Origin of the sequence: Sporosarcina sp. YIM B06819 (genome assembly GCF_033485175.1) — a bacterium.
Lineage (GTDB): Bacteria > Bacillota > Bacilli > Bacillales_A > Planococcaceae > Sporosarcina.
Window position 1 is genome coordinate 196,815 of record NZ_JAWLIQ010000007.1, and the last position, 21,253, is coordinate 218,067.

19 protein-coding genes and 1 other annotated feature (1 of these 20 running past the window's edge) are annotated in these 21,253 nt (G+C 42.8%); of the genes, 1 reads left to right on the forward strand and 18 read right to left on the reverse strand.

Translation table 11 applies throughout. The features are described 5' to 3' along the window. Positions 1–18: 18 nt before the first annotated feature. The 5 genes from R2B72_RS06130 to R2B72_RS06150 all read right to left on the reverse strand — a co-directional run bounded on the left by R2B72_RS06130 (position 19) and on the right by R2B72_RS06150 (position 4,031). On the reverse strand, positions 19–822 hold the full coding sequence (locus R2B72_RS06130) for an ABC transporter ATP-binding protein (protein ID WP_318615492.1): 804 nt from the start codon (positions 820–822) through the stop codon (positions 19–21). Then, positions 823–1,671 carry an ABC transporter ATP-binding protein gene (locus R2B72_RS06135; protein ID WP_318615493.1) on the reverse strand — a complete coding sequence of 283 codons (849 nt, stop codon included), beginning with the start codon at positions 1,669–1,671 and terminating at the stop codon, positions 823–825. It lies immediately after the preceding gene. Then, positions 1,668–2,453, reverse strand: a complete 786-nt coding sequence (locus tag R2B72_RS06140; protein WP_318615494.1) for an energy-coupling factor transporter transmembrane component T — start codon at positions 2,451–2,453, stop codon at positions 1,668–1,670. Before R2B72_RS06140 ends, R2B72_RS06135 begins: the two co-directional genes overlap by 4 nt. Positions 2,454–2,541: 88 nt before the next feature. Continuing rightward, the gene (locus R2B72_RS06145) at positions 2,542–3,150 is read right to left on the reverse strand and encodes a hypothetical protein (protein WP_318615495.1); all 609 of its coding nucleotides are present in this window, start codon (positions 3,148–3,150) and stop codon (positions 2,542–2,544) included. Positions 3,151–3,308: 158 nt separating this feature from the next. After that, positions 3,309–4,031: a GntR family transcriptional regulator gene (locus tag R2B72_RS06150; RefSeq protein ID WP_318615496.1), complete on the reverse strand. Its 723-nt coding sequence runs from the start codon at positions 4,029–4,031 to the stop codon at positions 3,309–3,311. Positions 4,032–4,481: 450 nt separating this feature from the next. On the opposite strand from R2B72_RS06150, the gene R2B72_RS06155 reads away from it, so the two are divergent. Beyond that, a complete protein-coding gene (locus tag R2B72_RS06155) occupies positions 4,482–4,577 on the forward strand; it encodes a putative holin-like toxin (RefSeq protein ID WP_318615498.1) in 96 nt (31 codons plus the stop codon). A 272-nt stretch (positions 4,578–4,849) separates the two neighbouring features. Here R2B72_RS06155 and pyrE read toward each other — a convergent pair whose 3' ends face one another. From pyrE to ileS, 13 genes are all read right to left on the reverse strand, one after another. Beyond that, the gene (gene pyrE, locus R2B72_RS06160; protein WP_318615499.1) at positions 4,850–5,482 is read right to left on the reverse strand and encodes an orotate phosphoribosyltransferase; all 633 of its coding nucleotides are present in this window, start codon (positions 5,480–5,482) and stop codon (positions 4,850–4,852) included. Then, positions 5,482–6,192 carry an orotidine-5'-phosphate decarboxylase gene (gene pyrF / locus R2B72_RS06165; RefSeq protein WP_318615501.1) on the reverse strand — a complete coding sequence of 237 codons (711 nt, stop codon included), beginning with the start codon at positions 6,190–6,192 and terminating at the stop codon, positions 5,482–5,484. The genes pyrE and pyrF overlap by 1 nt, the downstream gene beginning before the upstream one ends. Further along, the gene (locus tag R2B72_RS06170) at positions 6,189–7,103 is read right to left on the reverse strand and encodes a dihydroorotate dehydrogenase (protein WP_318615502.1); all 915 of its coding nucleotides are present in this window, start codon (positions 7,101–7,103) and stop codon (positions 6,189–6,191) included. The genes pyrF and R2B72_RS06170 overlap by 4 nt, the downstream gene beginning before the upstream one ends. Further along, positions 7,100–7,876, reverse strand: coding sequence for a dihydroorotate dehydrogenase electron transfer subunit (locus tag R2B72_RS06175; RefSeq protein WP_318615503.1), 777 nt, complete (start codon positions 7,874–7,876; stop codon positions 7,100–7,102). Before R2B72_RS06175 ends, R2B72_RS06170 begins: the two co-directional genes overlap by 4 nt. Next, complete coding sequence (gene carB / locus R2B72_RS06180) at positions 7,873–11,061, reverse strand: carbamoyl-phosphate synthase large subunit (RefSeq protein ID WP_318615504.1); 3,189 nt, start codon at positions 11,059–11,061, stop codon at positions 7,873–7,875. Before carB ends, R2B72_RS06175 begins: the two co-directional genes overlap by 4 nt. Next, positions 11,054–12,154, reverse strand: a complete 1,101-nt coding sequence (locus R2B72_RS06185) for a carbamoyl phosphate synthase small subunit (protein ID WP_318615557.1) — start codon at positions 12,152–12,154, stop codon at positions 11,054–11,056. The genes carB and R2B72_RS06185 overlap by 8 nt, the downstream gene beginning before the upstream one ends. Further along, positions 12,154–13,431, reverse strand: coding sequence for a dihydroorotase (locus R2B72_RS06190; protein WP_318615505.1), 1,278 nt, complete (start codon positions 13,429–13,431; stop codon positions 12,154–12,156). The genes R2B72_RS06185 and R2B72_RS06190 overlap by 1 nt, the downstream gene beginning before the upstream one ends. 1 nt (position 13,432) lies before the next feature. Then, positions 13,433–14,311 carry an aspartate carbamoyltransferase catalytic subunit gene (locus R2B72_RS06195; protein WP_318615506.1) on the reverse strand — a complete coding sequence of 293 codons (879 nt, stop codon included), beginning with the start codon at positions 14,309–14,311 and terminating at the stop codon, positions 13,433–13,435. Between the two features lie 157 nt (positions 14,312–14,468). Beyond that, complete coding sequence (locus R2B72_RS06200) at positions 14,469–15,740, reverse strand: solute carrier family 23 protein (RefSeq protein ID WP_318615507.1); 1,272 nt, start codon at positions 15,738–15,740, stop codon at positions 14,469–14,471. Between the two features lie 29 nt (positions 15,741–15,769). After that, positions 15,770–16,312 (reverse strand): bifunctional pyr operon transcriptional regulator/uracil phosphoribosyltransferase PyrR, encoded by a 543-nt coding sequence (gene pyrR, locus R2B72_RS06205; RefSeq protein WP_318615509.1) that lies wholly within the window; start codon positions 16,310–16,312, stop codon positions 15,770–15,772. 405 nt (positions 16,313–16,717) lie between these two features. Continuing rightward, positions 16,718–17,644 (reverse strand): RluA family pseudouridine synthase, encoded by a 927-nt coding sequence (locus R2B72_RS06210; RefSeq protein ID WP_318615510.1) that lies wholly within the window; start codon positions 17,642–17,644, stop codon positions 16,718–16,720. Further along, positions 17,644–18,120: a signal peptidase II gene (lspA, locus tag R2B72_RS06215; RefSeq protein WP_318615512.1), complete on the reverse strand. Its 477-nt coding sequence runs from the start codon at positions 18,118–18,120 to the stop codon at positions 17,644–17,646. The genes R2B72_RS06210 and lspA overlap by 1 nt, the downstream gene beginning before the upstream one ends. Before the next feature lie 127 nt (positions 18,121–18,247). After that, positions 18,248–21,010 (reverse strand): isoleucine--tRNA ligase, encoded by a 2,763-nt coding sequence (gene ileS, locus R2B72_RS06220; protein ID WP_318615513.1) that lies wholly within the window; start codon positions 21,008–21,010, stop codon positions 18,248–18,250. Between the two features lie 183 nt (positions 21,011–21,193). Then, positions 21,194–21,253, reverse strand: a binding site (T-box leader); it runs 158 nt beyond the window's last position.

Here is a 21,253-nt window from a genome sequence, read left to right on the forward strand (position 1 = left end):
TTTTTGTAGATCTATTCCCTAATACTTCTTCAATAGTTCCACCAGTTCATGTCGGAAAATAATATTGCCTTTCAAGCCGAGTTCCTCGGCAACTTCCCCAATTTGAGGTTTTTTAATTCTGGCTTCTGTAATAATTTCTTTAGACCAAAATGTATTTCGTGCGGAATCATCTGAAATGATTCTCTTATTTGCCATCGTTACTACTCGCGTAAAGTTATCCGCAACAAATTCCATATCATGGGTAATTGTAATAACACTTTTCCCCTCTTCCTGTAGACGGTCCAATAAGTTCGAGAGAGTTTTGATGCCAATTAGGTCTTGTCCAGCAGTCGGTTCATCAAGGATGATATACGGCGTTTCAAGGGCTAAAACCATTGCGATAGTTACAAATCTCCTAATTGAATAGGGAACATCGAATGGATTCATATGTAAATAGCCCTCGATTCCAGTAAGTTCAACCGCCCGACTAACACGCCGTTCTATTTCTTGCTGATCTAGTTTCAAATAATGAAGCATGTATTCAATTTCTTTCTGGACATTACTATTAAATATCTGATCATCTGGATTTTGAAAAACGTATCCAACATAGGCTGAAATTTGGGCAGTCGTTTGATTTTTCGTATTAATACCATTGACGAGAACATCGCCGCTCGTTGGCTTGTTCAAACCATTCATTAATTTCACCGCTGTCGTCTTTCCTGCTCCGTTCTGCCCGACAATCGCTACTCTTTCCCCTTTGCGAATAACAAGATTCAGTTCTTCGTTGGCAACATGGCCATCGGGGTATGCAAACGTAACATTCTTTAATTCAATTGCCTCCATTTACACGCCCACCCTTTTCATAATCTGATCTTTCACTTGGGATTTCGTAATCGATATTGTATCGATTGCCTTATCGATCTTTTGCAAGTCGTAACTAAGTAAAGTGGCTTGCGGAAGCGTGACACCCATTTGGAGCAAGCTCAAATCGGAAAGTACGTCTGCCGTCAAGCCACTTCGTGCAATTTGCCCTTGATTGAGTACAATGACTTCATCCGCATATTCAGCAATTAAATCTATTTTATGTTCAACAAGAAAAATCGTTTTTCCTTGTTCCTTCAGTAGGTTGATGATCTTGAAAATTTCGTCAGTGCTCTCCGGATCAAGCTGTGAAGTCGGTTCATCAATCACCAAAATATCGCTATTCATAGCAATAATAGAAGCAAATGCAACACGTTGTTTTTGTCCGCCGGAAAGGTTATTCGGATTCTTCTTTATGAGTTTTTCCAGTTTAAGAAGCTTCACAACTTCTACGACTCTTTCAATCAACTCTTCTTTTTCTACTCCGAGATTCTCAAGTCCAAGCGCAATTTCCTCGAAAACAGTTTCTTTTATGCCACTAATTTGGGTAAAAGGATTTTGGAAAATGTAACCGATTTTCGTAGATAATAGATCGCTATTCCAATCCCGTACATCTTGGCCTTCAATCAATACATCTCCGGACAAATCTCCGTGAAAAAAATGGGGAATCATTCCTCGAAGAAGATTACAAAATGTCGTTTTTCCACTACCGTTCGGACCAATAATTCCATAGAATTTGCCTTTCTCGAACTGATAATTTATATTTGCGAGTACAAAGTCTTCAGTATATGGATACTTATAAGATACATCTTTCAATGTTATACAATTCATCCGATTACCCTCCATACGATAAACGCTATAAAAGCTAGATTGACGATAACCAAGATTAATTTTTCAGACATAGGAACTGGTCGTAATTCACGTAAATGTGTGTTTTTTTCAGGTGCATAAAATGCTCTAGCATCCATCGCAATTGCTTTTTCTTCAGAGTTTGAGATAGCCCCTAAAAACAACGGTCCTAATATCGGGAAAAAAGCTTTGATTCGATTCATTGCTTTTCCTTCAGTCTCAATTCCTCGTGCTTTCTGCGACTCCATAATGATCTTCGACATTCTTCCAAGATCGATAATAGACTGAAGCGAAGAAAGAATAACATAGGTAGCCGTGTGGGGTACGCCTTTTTTTTCTAGTGCGAGCATTAGGTCTCTCGCCTGTGTTGCAACACTATAAAATACAAGCGCTCCGCAAATCGCCACGACTAATGAAGCAAACCGCGCTCCATGATCCACACCTTCTTGTGTAATCGTGATAAAGCCAATTTTCATCAAGGTATCTTCACCAGGTATGAACATCGCTCTCATAATAAATAGTAACGAACCAATTAGTAGCGCCAGTCTTACATATACCTTTGAAAACTGTTTAAGACGATTGGATGCTACGGCAAGTACAAAATAAAAGGTAATTACCGCCACACTCACTTGCCAGCTATGGGAGAGTATTGGAATGATCGCTAAAATAATAATGATATTTAACTTACTAAGTGGATTAAGATCCAAAAACCAATTATGTTGCACTTGTGGCTTCCTAAAGGAATCGACAAACTGATAATCCATTTATATTGCTCCTCCTTTCTAAAAACAAAGCTCCCAACACGCAGGAATCCACTACAGGTGGGGAGATGCGACTGCACAATAATCAGTATTAGGCTTCTTTTCGAGTTGCGCCAGACAGTTTATTTGTATTAATCAGCACATGACCTAATGGAAGTTTTGCTAACGTTCTCACTGGGATACTCTTAAGGATAAAAAATACTATAATTAAGGTCGGAATTTTATCAAGTAAGTCTGCAAACAACTCAGACATAAATGCTCCTGCTTGTACTGAGAAACCGATTGTCATTAGCATTCCAGTAATCATGCCAGTTGTCCCAGCACCTAAACCATCAAATAGTAAGATTGTAATCATCGAGCCAACGCCTCCGCCAATAAGGGCGAATCCGAAACCGGCAATAACTGTCTTCCACAACTTTTTAAATACGCCTTTTTTCGATAAATAACCAGCGAGTAAACCAAACCCGATATTCAACCATATATAAGCAAGCGTTGTAGGGTTGGTAACAGAAATACTAATATTAGTAATAGCTCCAACAATTGCTCCTGGTATTCCTCCACAAAGTGCACCTACTGTAATCGTGCCGATTGAGTCCAAATAAAGAGGTAATTTTAATAAAAGTGCGATTTGTCCCCCGATAAAGTTGACCGCTATCCCAATTGGAATCAAAAAAATTGTTAACTTATTCATTTTTTTCATTACACTTCTCCCACTCTTCCGTTATGATTTTTATGAATACTTATTGTCATTATTTTCATTCCCTGCAATAACAACAAAACACCCCTTAATGGCAACGCTTACAAATTATTGAGATTCATTTATAGTGAAAGCTATAAACTTCTCATTTTTCCGATTTATTATTTATGAACATTTGGAGCAATACTTGTCATAATATTGAATTCTATACTTGACGTATAAACAATTTTCACAATCTCAATCTTCACATCATTTTCATCATAAATATTTCCTTCTGCTTTTAATAATGCTACTTCTTTTTCATCAACCTTCAGTATTTCCCGCATTTGATCATCCACTAAAACAGGTGATAATGAAATTTCCGACCGGGTCGGAGTGACTTGATATTTCTCACGCAACACCTTGTATAGTGATTCATTTTCAAAATCAAACTTGTCTAATCCCGGGAATAAGCTTACTGGGAGCAGTGAGGTATCTATCATTAGATAGCTTATGACATCCTCTTTTTGCACCCCTCGTGCACGAGTCAATTGATAATATTCTGTCCCTTCAATTGTGACCCTACTTTGTTCCAATACCTTTGAAACTGCTACCTCATTACGATTATTCAAGTAATCTGTAAATCCACCAAAATTCGTAATGCTGTATTGAAGTGGACTTAGTCGGACGAAGGTACCTTTCCCTCGAACTTGATGGACCAATCCTTCATTCACTAACAACGATAATGCTTTTCGAATCGTTCCTCTCGTAGTTTGGAACAACTTCATCATTTCAGATTCAGATGGAATAGCCTCCCCCTGCTTATACTCCCCATTTACGATATTTAACCTAAGCTGCCGATGTAGTTGAATATACAAAGGGGTAAAATTATTTCGATCTAACAATTAACACCCTCCATTATTTATTTTTTACAACTTGAACACTTATGTGTACAAGTTGATAATAACACTAGTAATTCATTAGTGTCAATAGTCTTTTATTTTAATTATTCCTCGAATACTTGGCATTTTGGATGCAAAAAAAGCTATTCCACATGTCAAATACCCGTGGAATAGCTCTTCTTTTTATTTTATTTCAACAAACCAGCCTTCAATTTACCATGCCAGTTCAACAAACTGCCGATGGTTTCTTCGCTGATCGCACCGCTTTCCTTTGCTAGAAACCCCGGTGCCAGTCAATCATACAAAAAAATAGAAGGAAGGACTGAAAATGTTATGCCGGAACAAACGTATGATATAATGGAAGAATAATAGAATAAGGTTTTCGAGAGTGGACAGCGTCCCGCTACTTGTCCCAGTCACGGTTATTCCATGACGGATGGGGGTGCTGCCAAGATGACGATGTTTGAATCGCTTGTGATTATGATTAGTTTTGCAACATTAATTGTTGCGATACTGGCACTTGCGTACACTATGTCACAAAAGAAATAATCCACCCTTAAGTTTTAGCCGACTCAGGTGGATTATTTCATCTCGTGACGCTGACTCCCCTAAGGGGAACCTGCCTATTATGAGTACCTTAACAATGCTAGAACATCGTTAAGGTCTTTTTAATATATACTACTTCTACAATAATTATAACAAACACTTCACTATATGTCTAGAATTCCAAAGAGCCGGTACTTTTTCTAAACAACCAAATACAAATGAGTATACAGAAAAACTATTCCACAAGTCAAACACCTGCGGAATAGCTTTTCTCTTTATTTCAACAAACCAGCCTTCAATTTACCATGCCAATCCAACAAACTACCGATGGATTCTTCGCTAATTGCACCGCTTTCCTGTGCAGCTTCAGCAAGTGCGCCAAAATCAGTCAGGCTTGTATATGTCAATCCAACTGATGCGAATGTTTCGTCTGCGCTTTGGAGTTCGTATGTAAAGATTGACACAACTCCTGTTACTTCGATACCTTCTGAACGGAGTGCTTCCGCAGCATTTAAGCTGCTACCACCCGTGGAAATCAAATCTTCAATGATGATCGCTTTATCAGCTGCATCAATTTTACCTTCGATTTGACGGCTACGTCCGTGGCCTTTTGCTGCCGAACGGATGTAGACCATTGGCAAGCCAAGAATGTCTGCTACCCAGGCAGCATGCGGAATGCCTGCTGTTGCCGTTCCGGCAATTACTGTTGTTTGTGGATATTGGGCACGAATGATGTCTGCAAGTCCTTGTGCAATTTGTTTGCGTCCAACTGGGTCAGACATTGTTAAACGGTTATCGCAGTAAATTGGTGATTCGATGCCTGATGCCCATGTAAATGGCTCATTCGGGCTCAGTTCAACTGCCCCTACGTTTAATAGAATTTTGGCGATTTCTTTTTTCTGCGTCATCACTCTGTCCCCTTCCACAATGCATTGATTTGTTCATAAGCCGCTCGCGGATCTGTTGCACCCGTAATAGCCCGTCCAACAACGATATGTGTTGAACCTGCAAGGCGTGCTTCTACCGGCGTTGCGATACGTTTTTGGTCATGCGCACCACCGTCTGCAAGGCGAATGCCTGGTGTAACTTTGAAAAATTCTTTGCCACAAACTTCTGCAATAACTGCTGACTCATGGACAGAACAAACCACTCCGTCTAGTCCTGCCTCTTTCGTCAACTTCGCATATTGTAGAACTGACTCCTGCAATGAAGCCCCAATTAGCTGTTCTTCACGTACTTGGCGCTCGTCTGTCGACGTCAATTGTGTAACGGCAATGATAGAAGGGCGTGCAATGCCTGATGGCGTACCTTTATCCAACCCTTCAAGTGCCGCCTCCATCATCGTTTTATTCCCCGCTGCATGGACATTGACGAGATCAACGCCAAATCCTGCGAGCACTTCCATCGCCGACTTTACTGTATTAGGAATATCATGTAATTTCAAATCAAGGAAAATATCATAGCCAAGCTCTTTCAAACGAGCGACAATCGCTGGCCCTTCTTTGTAATAGAGCTGCATACCGACTTTAACATTGACATCTCCATCAAACGCGCGAAGGAAGTCGAACGTTTTGGCAGCTGAATCAAAATCGAGTGCAATAATCGGTGATGTTTTCATAGACGATGGCTCCTTCCTATTAGTTCAGAAATATGATTAATACCAAGCTCGTCCAACTTCGCTGGTAATTCCTCAATGATTTGTGGACAGATAAACGGATTGACGAAGTTTGCTGTTCCTACTGCGACAGCACTTGCGCCCGCAGATAGGAAGTCGATAACATCAGCAGTTTCTGACACGCCGCCCATGCCGATAATCGGAATATTGACCACTTTACTCACTTCATAAACCATTCGAATTGCCACTGGCTTCACTGCTGGTCCAGACAAACCGCCTGTACCATTGGCGATAACAGGACGTCCCGTTTTCTGATCAAGTCGCATACCGACAAGTGTATTGATCATCGTGATGCCATCTGCTCCGCCAGCTTCTACCGCCTTAGCAATCCCCACGATATCCGTGACATTCGGTGACAATTTGACGTAAACGGGTACTTGAGAAACTTCTTTCACAGCTCTTGTTAACTCTTTAGCTACTTCAGGATCTGTTCCAAAAGTAATACCGCCTGCTTTAACGTTCGGACAAGAGATATTTAGTTCTAACGCTTTAACGTTTGGAGCCTTGGATACTTCTTTCGCGACTTCAACGTAATCCGCTGTTTCCGTACCCGCAACGTTGGCAATAATAGGCACATCGAACTTTTCGAGCCACGGTAATTCGCCTTCTAATACACCTTGTAATCCCGGATTTTGTAAACCAATGGCATTAAGCATGCCTGAAGCGGTTTCCGCCACACGTGGTGTTGGATTGCCAAGTCTTGTTTCCAGCGTTGTTGCTTTAATCATAATTGCGCCAAGCAACGACAAATCGTATAATCCGCCGTATTCCTTACCGAATCCAAAACAACCAGATGCCGGCATAATCGGATTTTTCAATTGTAAACCTGGTAAGTCAATCGCTAATCTATTCATAATGCCACCACCCCTGCTGGGAAGACCGGACCGTCAGAGCATACTTTAATGTATGCTTTGTCGTTGCCTTCCGTCGTTTGACAGACACATGCGAAACAAGCGCCGATGCCACAGCCCATTCGTTGTTCGAATGATAAAAAGCCTTTTTTACCTGCGTACATATTTTGCACAGCGTTCAGCATTGGCATTGGGCCACAGCTATAATATGTTTCGAAGTCATTACCGAGAGTCTCCATAACATTCGTAACGAATCCTGCTGTTCCAGCAGTCCCATCGACCGTCACGATATGCGTACACCCTAGTGCTGCAAACTTTTCTTCATAAAATACAACGTTATCCGATTGGAAGCCAAGTACGTGAATGCACTTAACGCCTTGTGCCGTCAATTGCTTCGATAGTTCATAGAGGGGAGGTACACCGATGCCCCCACCAATTAAGATAGCCGTCTCTCCCGATGCGGTTTCTTCCACAGGAAAACCGTTGCCCAGTGGACCTAGTACGTCGACTTCATCCCCCGCACGTTTTTGCGAGAGAAGTGTTGTTCCACGTCCTTCTGCACGGTAAATGATGGTCATTTCACCAGCTTCCTGATCGATTGACGCGATCGAAATCGGACGGCGCAACAAAGGTTCAAATGAATCAGCCACACGAATGTGGACAAACTGGCCTGGGGAAGAAATTTCCCCAACCAGTTTTCCAGCCACTGTCATTTCAAATATGTTATGGGCAATTTGCTGTTGTGATATGACCTTCATACGGTCTTGAATAATCATAGCTGTTTCCCCATTTCCTCCGTTTGGAACGTCATTGATTCGATAACACGTAGCATTGCATCCGCTGTATCAAGTGAAGTGAAGCAAGGAACGCCATTTTCGACTGATTCACGGCGAATTCTAAAGCCATCACGCTCAGGCTGTTTGCCTTTTGTCAGCGTATTGATGACTACTTGCGCTTCTCCTTTTTGAATGACATCTAGAAGTGTTGGCCCTTCAGAACCAATTTTGTCGACAACTTTCACTGGGATGCCTAGATTTCTCAATACTTTCGCAGTACCTTCTGTTGCCAAAATACGATAGCCGATTGCAGTAAAGCGTCTCGCGATGCCAATCATTTCTTCTTTATCTTTATCCGATACCGTCATAAGCACGGAGCCGTATTCTTTGATTTCCATACCCGCTGCTACAAGGCCTTTGTACAACGCTTTTTCAAGAGTTGTATCGCGTCCCATAACTTCCCCAGTCGATTTCATTTCAGGTCCGAGTGTAATGTCAACCCGACGCAATTTCGCGAATGAAAACACCGGTACTTTGACGTAAACTCCAGCAGGTGCTTCTGCAAGCCCAGTTTTGTAGCCTTGTTCAACGATTGACTGCCCAAGAATCGCTTTTGTTGCGATATTAGCCATTGGGATGTCAGTAATTTTACTTAGGAATGGCACCGTCCGGCTCGAACGTGGGTTCACTTCGATGACGTATACTTGCCCTTCTGAAATAACGAACTGGATGTTCAGCAAGCCGACGATTTTGAGTCCTTTTGCCAATCGTGTCGTATAATCCGTAATTGTTTCCATTTGAGAAGCCGACAAGTTTTGTGGAGGATAAACAGCAATCGAGTCGCCTGAGTGAACTCCAGCACGTTCGATATGCTCCATGATGCCCGGAATTAGGACGTTTTCCCCGTCAGAAATACCATCAACTTCAATTTCGATACCCGTTAAATAACGGTCAACAAGAATTGGATGGTCAGGACTTGTTTCTACAGCATGCTCCATATAATGTAGCAACTCTTCTTCACGGTAGACGATTTCCATCGCGCGTCCTCCAAGTACATAGGACGGTCTGACGAGTACGGGATAACCGATTTCATTGGCAATAACAACTGCTTCTTCTACTGACAGAGCCGTTTTTCCAAGTGGTTGTGGAATGCCGATTTCGCGCAATGCACGCTCAAACTTATCACGGTTTTCTGCACGGTCAATGTCTTCCAAAGTTGTTCCTAAAATTTTCACGCCGCGTGCTTCCAATCCATCCGCCAAGTTGATAGCTGTTTGTCCACCGAACTGAACGATAACGCCCTCTGGCTGCTCCAAATCGATGATGTGCATAACATCTTCAATTGTTAGTGGCTCAAAGTATAATTTATCGGAAATCGAGAAGTCCGTTGATACTGTTTCTGGGTTGTTGTTGATAATGATTGCTTCGTAACCTGCTTGCTGGATTGCCCATACAGAGTGTACTGTTGCATAGTCGAACTCAACGCCTTGTCCGATTCGAATTGGACCTGATCCTAGAACGATGACACTTTTCTTGTCAGATTTGACTGATTCATTCTCATCTTCATACGTTCCGTAGAAATATGGTGTATCCGACTCAAATTCACCTGCGCATGTATCGACTTTTTTATAAACTGGAATAAGTCCTTGCTCTTTACGCCAATCATAGATAGCACGCTCATCCGTATTCCATAGTTCTGCAACCGTTACGTCGGAGAAGCCCATACGTTTCGCTGTACGCAATGTAGCAAAATCGAACGGATTTTCTTGAAGTACTGCTTCAAATTGAACGATTTTTTCTAACTTACGTAAGAAGAAGACGTCGATTTGACTCCACTCATGAATTGTTGCTACCGTTACGCCTCTACGGAATGCTTCACCGATGAAGAATAGTCGTTCATCACCAGCACGACGGATTCGTTTTTCAATCCATTCGTCTGTCATTTCCGCACCGTTTTTCAACGATAAACCGAATTGTCCTGTTTCAAGTGAACGCACTGCTTTCAAGATAGACTCTTCGAATGTGCGACCAATCGCCATGACTTCGCCAGTCGCTTTCATTTGTGTACCCAAATTCCGTTTTGCTGATTCGAATTTATCGAACGGCCAGCGAGGAATTTTTGTCACGATGTAATCAAGTGCTGGTTCGAAGCAAGCGTATGTTGTGCCTGTGACTGGGTTCATCATTTCATCTAGCGTCAAACCAACTGCAATTTTCGCTGCCAATTTTGCAATCGGATAGCCTGTTGCTTTCGATGCCAGTGCAGAAGAACGGCTGACACGTGGGTTTACCTCAATGATGTAATAATCGAAGCTATGCGGATCAAGTGCTAGCTGAACGTTACAGCCACCTTCGATACCTAACGCACGAATAATTTTTAAGGATACATTACGTAGCATTTGATTTTCACGGTCTGTCATCGTTTGGCTTGGTGCCGCAACGATGGAGTCACCTGTATGGATACCGACCGCATCGACGTTTTCCATGTTACAAACTACGATGGCATTATCTGCTGAGTCACGCATGACTTCGTATTCGATTTCTTTAAAGCCAGCAATCGATTTTTCCAGTAGACATTGTGTTACCGGGCTATATTTCAAACCACTTGTCACGATTTCTTCAAGGTCTTTATCGTCATGACAAATCCCGCCGCCTGTTCCACCAAGTGTGAATGCAGGACGAACAATAACCGGATAGCCGATTCTTTCAACGAATGCATAAGCTTCTTCAAGGTTATGGATAATATCACTTTCTGGAACAGGCTCGCCAAGGTCATTCATCAAAGTTCGGAATAAATCACGGTCTTCCGCTTGATGAATGGCATTTAACTTTGTCCCTAGAATTTCAATGTTAAGCTCCTCTAAAATACCTGATTCATGCAATTCGATCGCCATGTTAAGACCCGTTTGTCCACCAAGTGTTGGCAATAGTGCATCCGGACGTTCTTTGCGAATGATACGGCTAACAAATTCAAGTGTGATTGGCTCGATATAAACTTTATCGGCTACTTCTGTATCTGTCATAATCGTTGCAGGGTTCGAGTTAATAAGAATAACGCGGTAACCCTCTTCTTTTAAAGATAGACATGCTTGTGTTCCAGCATAGTCAAACTCTGCGGCCTGCCCAATGACAATTGGACCTGACCCGATTACTAGTATAGTTTCAATATCTTGACGTTTAGGCATTGAAATTCTCCTTTCGGCTGCTCGTTTTCATGACATCTGTAAAGCGGTCAAACAGGTGATTTGAATCTTCTGGTCCAGGTGAAGCTTCTGGATGGAATTGTACAGAAAACGCTTCGTACTCTGTGCTCTTGATCCCTTCGACTGAACTGTCGTTTAGCGCTTTATGCGTCACTTCAAGATTCGTTCCTTCAAGTGATGCTTCGATAACTGCGTAACCATGACCTTGTGAAGTCAATTCTGTACGACCTGTTAGTAAATCTTTGACAGGATGATTGCCGCCATAGTGACCATTTTTCAACTTCTCTGTGCTAGCACCACTTGCTAGTGCTAGCAATTGATGACCAAGACCAATGCCGAAAATCGGTGCTTTGCCAAGTAATTCTTTGATGGTTTCCACAGCACCTTCGACATCTTCAGGGTTACCTGGTCCGTTTGACAGCACAATACCATCTGGGAATAACGATAGAATGTCTTTAGTAGATGTATTGTATGGAACAACGATGACGTCGCAGTCGCGTTTATTTAATTCACGTAAAATTCCGTGCTTCATACCGTAATCAATGAGAACAACACGTTCGGCACTACCTGGACTTGCATACGATTTTTTCGTAGATACCCGCGCGACAAGATCTGTCGGTAGTGTATAGCTAGCCGCCTCTGCAATCGTTGCCTCAACATTTACTTCTTCTCCAGCTGCTGTCAAGATGCCTTTTAGCGGCCCTTTGTCGCGTAGCAGACGCGTTAACTTTCTTGTATCAATCCCTTGAATACCCGGAATACCTTTCATTGACAACAATTCACATAGTGTCATACCGCTACGGAAGTTAGATGGTTCGTTTTCCAATTCACGAACAACGATACCGCTTGCCACTGGCTCGATGGATTCATAGTCATCTCGGTTAATGCCGTAGTTCCCGATTAGCGGGTACGTCATGACGATAATTTGTCCACAACCTGATGGATTTGAAATCGTTTCCTGGTAGCCTGTCATCCCTGTTGTAAAGATTGTTTCTCCAATTGAAGCTGCGTCAGAACCAAATGCGATTCCTTCAAAAATCGTACCATCTTCTAATATGAGCATTCGTTTTTTCATCATTTTCCATCCTCCCAAACGACTTGTCCGCCGTAAATTGTTGTCACTGGCCAGCCTGCACATGCCCAGCCGTCAAACGGTGTATTTTTACCTTGTGATACGAATGTTGTGCGGTCAATCTTTTGTTCTTTAGTTAAATCAATTAATACCAAGTCTGCTGTTGCGCCGACTTCAAGTTTGCCATATGGCATTCCGAATACATCAGCCGGTTTTTGCGTCATCCAATCGATCAGTTGCTTCAACGTCCAAGTCCCTTTTTTCACAAAGTTTGTGTAAAGTAATGGGAATGCCGTTTCAAATCCTGTAATGCCGAATGGTGCTGTTTTCATACCATTCGCTTTTTCCTCTGCTGTATGTGGTGCGTGATCTGTTGCGATGAAATCAAGCGTTCCGTCAAGTAAACCTTCGCGCAGTGCATCAAGATCCTCTTGTCCACGAAGTGGGGGATTCATTTTCCAATCTGCATCGTCACCAGGGATATCATCTTCACAGAGTAGAAGATGGTGCGGACTGACTTCTCCTGTTACATGGATACCTGCCCGTTTCGCATCGCGAATGACGCGAACTGATTCTTTTGTACTAACGTGACACACATGGTAATGCGCGCCTGCTGCTTCTGCCAATAAAATATCACGTGCAATATGAACCGATTCCGCTATCGAAGGAATTCCTGGTAAGCCAAGCTCTTTGTTTTTCTTACCTTCGTGCATTGCACCACCGTAAATCAATGTATTATCTTCACAATGTGCGACAATTGGCATACCAATTGCTGCTGCATCTTGCATCGCTTCGTACATCATACCTGCTTCCTGCACACCGACACCATCATCCGTGAAAGCGAATGCGCCGTGTTCTTTTAACTCAGCAAGATTCGTACGTTCTTTACCTGCTTCGCGAATTGTAATAGATGCATAAGGTAGGACACGGATACGTGCATTTTTCGCAATCAATTCATTAACAAGTGTTAAATTTTCTTTCGTATCTGGTACAGGGCGTGTATTCGGCATCGCACAAATCGTTGTGTAGCCGCCTTTTGCAGCTGCATGCGTACCACTTGCGATGGTTTCTTTATGCTCACCACCTGGTTCACGAAGATGCACATGCACGTCGATGAAGCCCGGTGCTAAGAATAGCCCGTTACCTTCGATGACTTCCGCATTGCCCTTGTCAAGTTCGTTACCAATTGCTGAAATTTTATCACCTGTGATTTTGACATCCCCCGTGATCAATTCGCCTGCTTCGTTTAACATTTGTACGCCTTGAATCAATTTCTCCATGTTAATTCCTCCCTTTCAAAATTGCTTCCAATACGGCTGCCCGTATGAATACACCATTTTCCATTTGTTTAAAAATTCTTGATTGAGCACATTCTATTAAGCTATCTGCTATTTCAACGCCCCGGTTAAAAGGACCTGGATGCATAATAATTGCACGTTCTTTCATTTGACTTGCACGTTGTTCTGTTAATCCATATTGTTCATGGTAGCTTTCTTTCGTAAAGAGTTCTTCTCCCTCATGTCTTTCATGCTGGACACGCAAGAGCATCACAACATCACTTGTTTCAATCACTTCATCCCACGAATCAACACTGTGGAATTCACCCGCCCACTCAGTCGGACACAGGTAGGTCACATTGGCGCCTAATTTCTTTAGGGCATCCGCATTGGAACGCGCCACACGGCTATGGACAATATCCCCTGCAATCAAAATATTCAACCCTTCGAAAGAACCAAATTCTTCCTTTATTGTGAATAAATCTAACAGCGACTGTGTTGGATGTTGCCCCGAACCGTCTCCTCCGTTAATGATGGACACGCTTGTGCGACCGACAAGTTCCTCGTAGTAACCATCTTCAGGATGCCGGATGACGAGTACTTCTACGCCGATTGCTTCCAGTGTTTTCACCGTGTCATACAATGTTTCCCCTTTAAGCGTACTAGAGAAACTAGATTCAAAGGGTAGTACGTCAAGACCCAGTTGTCGTTCTGCCATTTCAAAACTCATTTTTGTTCTTGTACTTGGTTCGAAGAATAAGTTACTAACCGTGTATTTCCCGGGAAATTCTCGTATACCGTATTTTTTAAACGTTTCTGCTCGTTCAAGAAGTGCCATAATTTCTGCTTCTGTCAGTTGCTTCATTGATACTAGGTGATCCATTATGCTTCCTCCTCTATTCGTGCTTGGTGCTAAAAAACGAGCCTTCCCGACAGGCGGAAAGGCTCGTTACACATGACAATCCGCATTCTTTACATAATGTAGAGAACGGGTGTCAAACGAACCTTTCTTTGCCTCTCTGGACAATCTTAAAAGGTAGTTATTTTATTTGTTTTGTTTTTCCAGGTAACACCAGATTGAGCAAGACTCCAACGATGGCCGCCAATGCCATTCCTTCGATCTGGAATGTTTCAGTGAACTTGATAGAAGCTCCACCGATACCGATGACCAAAATGACCGATGGGATAACAAGGTTACGCTGTTGACCAAAATCGATGTTATGATCGACCAGCATGCGTAATCCAGATGAAGCGATAATCCCAAATAGAAGAATCGACACACCTCCGAGCACGGCTGTTGGAATGGTTGCAATCAATGCCATTGCTTTGCCTAAGAAAGAGAAGGCGATGGCAAATACTGCCGCTCCTAAAATGACGTAGACACTATAAACTCTCGTAAGTGCTAAAACACCGATATTTTCGCCGTAAGTTGTTTTCGGTGGCCCACCAACAAATCCACTAATAAGTGTGCCGAGTCCATCACCGAGAAGTGATCGATGTAACCCTGGACTTTCTATGTAATCTCTTTCCACAATTCGTCCTAAGACGAGCTGATGGCCTATATGTTCGGAAATCGTGACAATCGCGATGGGCACCATAACCATTAGCAATGTAGGTGTAATAACAAAGTCATAATCGATACCTGGAATGAGCATTTTCGGAAATTCAAACCACTTTGCTTCCAGCACTTTTGTAAAATCAAGAATACCGATGAATGCTGAGTAGATGTAGCCAACGATAATCCCTATTAAGATAGGCATTAAGCTAATCATGCCTTTGAAAAACATCAGGCAAACGATGGCAGTTGCCAATGTTACTAATGCTGCCGAAAAGTGCAGCATGCTATAGACTGATTCGTCGTCAACCATGATTGTACTCGCCATACTAATCGCTGTCGGCGATAAGGCTAAACCGATGACGATAATAACAGGTGCCACAACAATGGGCGGCAATATTTTCATAATCCAACTATGGCCGGTTTTCCAAATAACTAAGGATACAATTCCATAGACCAAGGCAACGAACATACTGCCAATCATCGCACTGCCAATACCACCTGTTTCAGTTGCCACTTGAATTGGGATAATAAAAGCAAATGATGAACCCAAGTATGCCGGTACTTGAAAGCGCGTTACAACTACAAAAACGATTGTTGCAATTCCACTTGTTAGGAGCGCAATTGCCGGGCTTAACCCAACAAGCTGTGGTACTAAAATCGTTGCACCAAACATGGCAAACATATGCTGCAAACTAAGGATGAGCCATCTAGCTGCTCTAGGCTTTTCATGAACATCCAATACTTTTTCAGTCATTATCAATTTCCCCCGTATATACTGCTTATTTAATTCGAATGGATAGATACGCCATCTTTGCCATCTGTCTCTTGTACACTGACAACAACGCGTTCCTCGCTTGATGTTGGAATGTTCTTTCCTACATAATCCGGACGAATTGGTAATTCTCTGTGACCCCGATCGACAAGCACTGCAAGTTGAATGGATGCCGGTCTGCCCAAATCCATGACTGCGTCCATCGCTGCGCGTACCGTTCTACCTGTATACAACACATCATCAACAAGTACCACTTTTTTTTCTGATACATCATGCTTAATGTCCACTTGATGAACAAGCGGCTCTTCATTGTCATGTTTCGGCAGTAGATCGTCACGATATAAGGTAATATCGAGTTCTCCTGTCTTGATAGGTTTGCCTTCGATTTGCTCGATTTTTTCAGCCAGCCTTTTCGCTAAATATGCACCTCTAGTTTTAATGCCGACAAGAATACAATCGTCAATCCCTTTGTTACGTTCAATAATTTCATGGGCAATTCGCGTGACAGCCCGACCAATTGCCTGTTCATCTAAAATACTTGCTTTTTCCGCCACTGTTCTATCCCCCATTTCTTCAATTAGGTCTAAGGCAAAGGATTTGACAAAATCAATTACGCCTTGGCGTAATTGCGTCGGGATTTTGAATTGAGCTTGCTCAATTGACTCCTTTCAAAATCCCTGACATCCGCCGGAGGCTTAACTTGAATCAGCAGGGAGTTTGAACTCCCTTTGATTAAAATGCTTTTCTGGCATTCATCCCACCGTTTATAGAAGTGGGAACTTCTGCTGAATCAAGTTAAAAAACCCTCCTGCCTTAGACGGCGGGAGGGTATACGTGCAGAAAAAACTGTACAAAGAAACTGCGCGCAGCAGTTCTGTTGTACTTCCGTGCAACCTTCCCAGCCTCTCTGGACTGATGTTAAAGGTATCGCTATTTAATTTCTTTGTTTAGTATAGCTTTTAGTCTTCTGTTTTGTCAACGTTTTTTCGAACTTTGTCAAGCAATGTTTGGAAATCCTCAGGTAGAGGGCTTGTAAACTCCATATATTCTCCCGTTACAGGATGATTAAAACCAAGCGTTCCCGCATGCAATACTTGTCCGCCGAATTCAAGCGTTTTTTTCGGGCCATATTTTGGATCACCTACAAGTGGGTAGCCAATATATTTCATATGGACACGAATTTGGTGTGTTCTTCCCGTTTCCAACCTACATTCAACGAGCGTATAATTACCAAATCGTTCTAGCACTTTAAAATGAGTGACGGCATGCTTCCCTTTGTCGACGATCGCCATACTTTGACGATCGCGTTTATCGCGACCAATCGGCGCATCAATCGTCCCATTATCATGGGGAATATGACCGTGGACAAGTGCTGTATAAACACGTGTCACCGATTTAGCAACTAGTTGATTTACTAATGATACGTGCGCTACATCATTTTTTGCAACCATTAGCAGGCCGGATGTATCCTTATCGGTACGGTGAACAATTCCAGGGCGCATCACACCGTTAATTCCTGATAAGTCTTTACAATGGTGCATAAGGCCGTTAACGACTGTTCCAGTTGCATGCCCCGGCGCCGGATGAACAACCATGCCGCGCGGTTTATTGACAACTAGGACGTCTTTATCTTCATAGATAATGTTGAGGTTCAGGTCCTCAGCAATGACATCGAGCTCTTCAGCTTCGGGCTCATCGACGATTATCGTATCGCCTAGTTTCACTTTATAATTGGGTTTGACTTGTGCATCATTGACGATCACAAAGCCTTCTTTCAACCAATGCTGGACTTGCGTCCGTGACCAATCTGGGTTAACCGTTGTCAACGCTTTGTCAATACGGCTATTTGCGTGCTCTTCTGTTATTACAACTTCAAACTTATCCATTAGGACACCTTTTTCTTATTCTTTTTTTCATCCAGAATGACATGGATGATGATTAATACAACGCCGACCGTCAGTGCTGCGTCGGCTACATTGAAAATCGGAAAATCATAGTTGATAACTGGGATGATGACGTCGACGAAATCAACGACTTCTTTACGCCATAGTCGATCGATGAAGTTACCAATCGCCCCTCCAAGAAGAAACATTAAACTAAATCCGAAAAGGACAGAGCCTTTCGCTTCTTTATGGAAGAAATAGATGATGCCTGCCACGACTAGGACTGTAACGATATAAAATAACCACATTTGCCCCTCAAGCATTCCCCATGCTGCTCCTCTATTGCGATGTGAAAGTAAGCCTAAGTAAGGATCTGCGATACTAATTCTTTCGCCAAGTTCCATGTTTTTAACGACAAGCCATTTCGTCCATTGATCTAAAAGGATGACGAATACTGCCAATCCATAATAAATAAACAAATATACTACCTCCGTCCAACAGGTTACGTATTATTTTACCACATTAAGGGGCGAGGGTGTCAGTATTAAAAAGCGGCTATGACAAGTCTTTTAATAAGACTGCCACAGCCGTTCTATTTTTATATCATTACGCGTAGTGTTTTTTCACAACGTCTGCACAACGTACACATAGTGTTGCATGTGTGTCATCCTGGCCAACTGTTTCGGAAATTGTCCAGCAACGCTCACATTTCTCACCGTCTGCATGTTCAACAAGGACGCTAACTGTATCTAACTTCAACGTTCCTTCAGGCATGTTAGCAACATTGCCTTCTACAAATTGCGATACGATGAAGAATTGCGCGAAGTCAATATCTTCTGCTGCAAAGATACCCTGCAAGTTTTCTGGAACTGCAACCGTCACTTTTGCTTCAAGTGATTTACCGATGACTTTGCTATTTCGTGCTTCTTCGAGTGCTTTCAAAACATCATCACGGACAAGCATAAGCGTTGCAAAACGTTCACGCAGTGCTTGCGCTTGCTCTCCAAGATCTTGCGCTTCTGGCATATCCGTTAACTGAATGCTATCTTCTTCCACATGCTCAAGATACGCCCACATTTCATCCGTCGTATGAGGCACGATAGGTGTCAACAGTTTCAACAACGCCATCAATGTTTCATGCATCACTGTTTGCATCGCACGACGATGCAGATGATCAGCACCTTCGATATAAACAACATCCTTGGCAATATCCAAGTAGAATGAGCTCAATTCACCCGTACAGAAGTTGTTCACTGCATGGTAAACTGTTGCAAATTCATAGTTGTCATACGCCGCGCGTACTTCTTTGATCAAATCTTGTAATTTCACATAGACAAATTGATCTACTGGGCGAAGGTCTGCGAATGCAACTGCATCTGTTGCAGGATTGAAGTCCGATGTATTACCGTGCAAGAAGCGCAGTGTGTTACGGATTTTACGATACACTTCAGATACTTGCTTGAAGTTCGAATCTGAAACCCGCACATCCGCCGTGTAATCCACAGAAGAAACCCACAGACGAAGAATGTCTGCACCAAGCTGGTTCATCACTTTTGCAGGTACGATGACATTACCGATGGATTTACTCATTTTACGCCCTTCACCGTCCAGTGTGAAACCATGACTTAGCAAGCCTTTGTAAGGTGCATGACCGTTGATGGCAACACTTGTCGTTAGGGATGAGTTGAACCATCCACGGTATTGGTCAGATCCTTCTAAATACAAATCAGCTGGGTAGACAAGGTCGTCTCTTTCGACAAGCACACCTTGATGCGTCGTCCCTGAATCAAACCAAACGTCCATGATATCCGTCTCTTTTGTAAATTCTCCGTTCGGGCTTCCCGCATGCGTGAAACCTTCTGGTAGAAGATCTTTTGCTTCACGTTCAAACCAAATATTTGAACCATGCTCACGGAATAATGCTGCAACATTATCAATCGTTTCATCTGTAATGATTGGCTCGCCATTTTCTGCGTAGAACACAGGAATTGGAACACCCCAAACGCGTTGACGTGAAATACACCAGTCGCCACGGTCGCGAACCATGTTATAAAGACGAGTTTCACCCCATGCTGGCGTGAATTTCGTGTTGTTGATCGCATCTAGCAATTCAGTGCGGAACGATTCAATCGAAGCGAACCATTGTGCAGTCGCCCGGTAAATAACCGGTTTTTTCGTGCGCCAATCATGCGGATATGAATGCGTGATGAATGATAATTTCTTCAGTGCGCCTACTTTTTCGAGTGCTTCTGTAACGGCTTTATTCGCATCTTCGTAGAATAATCCTGCAAAGCCAGGTGCTTCGTCAGTCATCACACCACGATCATCAATCGGTGATAATGCATCAATGCCGTAAGCTTTCGATACGTAAAAGTCATCTTCCCCGTGACCTGGTGCCGTATGGACGCAACCAGTACCCGCTTCAGCTGTTACGTGTTCGCCAAGCATGACGAGTGAATCACGATCATACAGGGGATGCTTCGCAACAACACGATCAAGTTCAGAACCTTTCAGCTCACGTTCAACAGTGTAGTCTTCCCAGCCAATTTCTGTTGCCACAAAAGTAAGCAAGTCTTTGGCAATTAAAATCTTCTCTTCTCCAACTTTCACAATAACGTATGTGAATTCTGGGTGCACCGAAATCCCAAGGTTTGCAGGAATCGTCCATGGAGTCGTCGTCCAGATTAGGAATTGCACGTCTGTATCAATGACACCTAAACCGTCTTTCACAGGGAAACCAACATAAATCGACGCTGATTTTTTATCTTGATATTCAATTTCTGCTTCTGCAAGTGCAGATTCACTTGAAGGTGACCAATAAACGGGCTTCAAGCCTTTATAGATGTAGCCTTTTTTCGCCATATCACCAAATACTTTGATTTGACGCGCTTCAAATGCAGGCTTCAACGTAATATATGGGTTATCCCAATCGCCACGAACACCAATCCGTTTAAATTGTGAACGTTGGCTATCGATTTGGCTATACGCATAGTCCTCACACATTTTACGGAATTCAGCGAGTGAGTGTTCTTTACGCTTAACTCCTTTGTTGACAAGTGCCTGCTCGATTGGCAATCCATGTGTATCCCAACCTGGAACGTACGGTGCGTGGAAGCCCGTCATTGATTTATGGCGGATAATCATATCTTTTAGTACTTTGTTGAGTGCGTGCCCCATATGAAGATCACCGTTAGCATATGGAGGTCCGTCATGGAGAATGAAGAACGGGCGACCAGCAGTCCGTTCTTGTACTTGTTTATAAATGTCCATCTGTTCCCATTTTTCTTGCATTTTCGGTTCGTTCGTTGGTAAACCTCCACGCATTGGGAAGTCTGTTTTCGGCATTAGTAATGTATCTTTGTATTCCATCTTGTATTCCTCCTTTTAATTTTGAAAAACTCTAGGGAAGGCAGCTTAAGTGCACAACTCCCGCGATATGTGCCTTAATTTCTGCAAAAAGCACAGAAATACGGCCAATCGAACCCTTCGCAGTTCGATTGGCAAAGGCCGCATACCCGCATCCTGCGGGCATAAAAAAAATCCCCGCCCCTAAAAAGGGACGAAGAATTATTCTCGCGTTACCACCCTACTTGCAGCAAACGAATTTGCTAC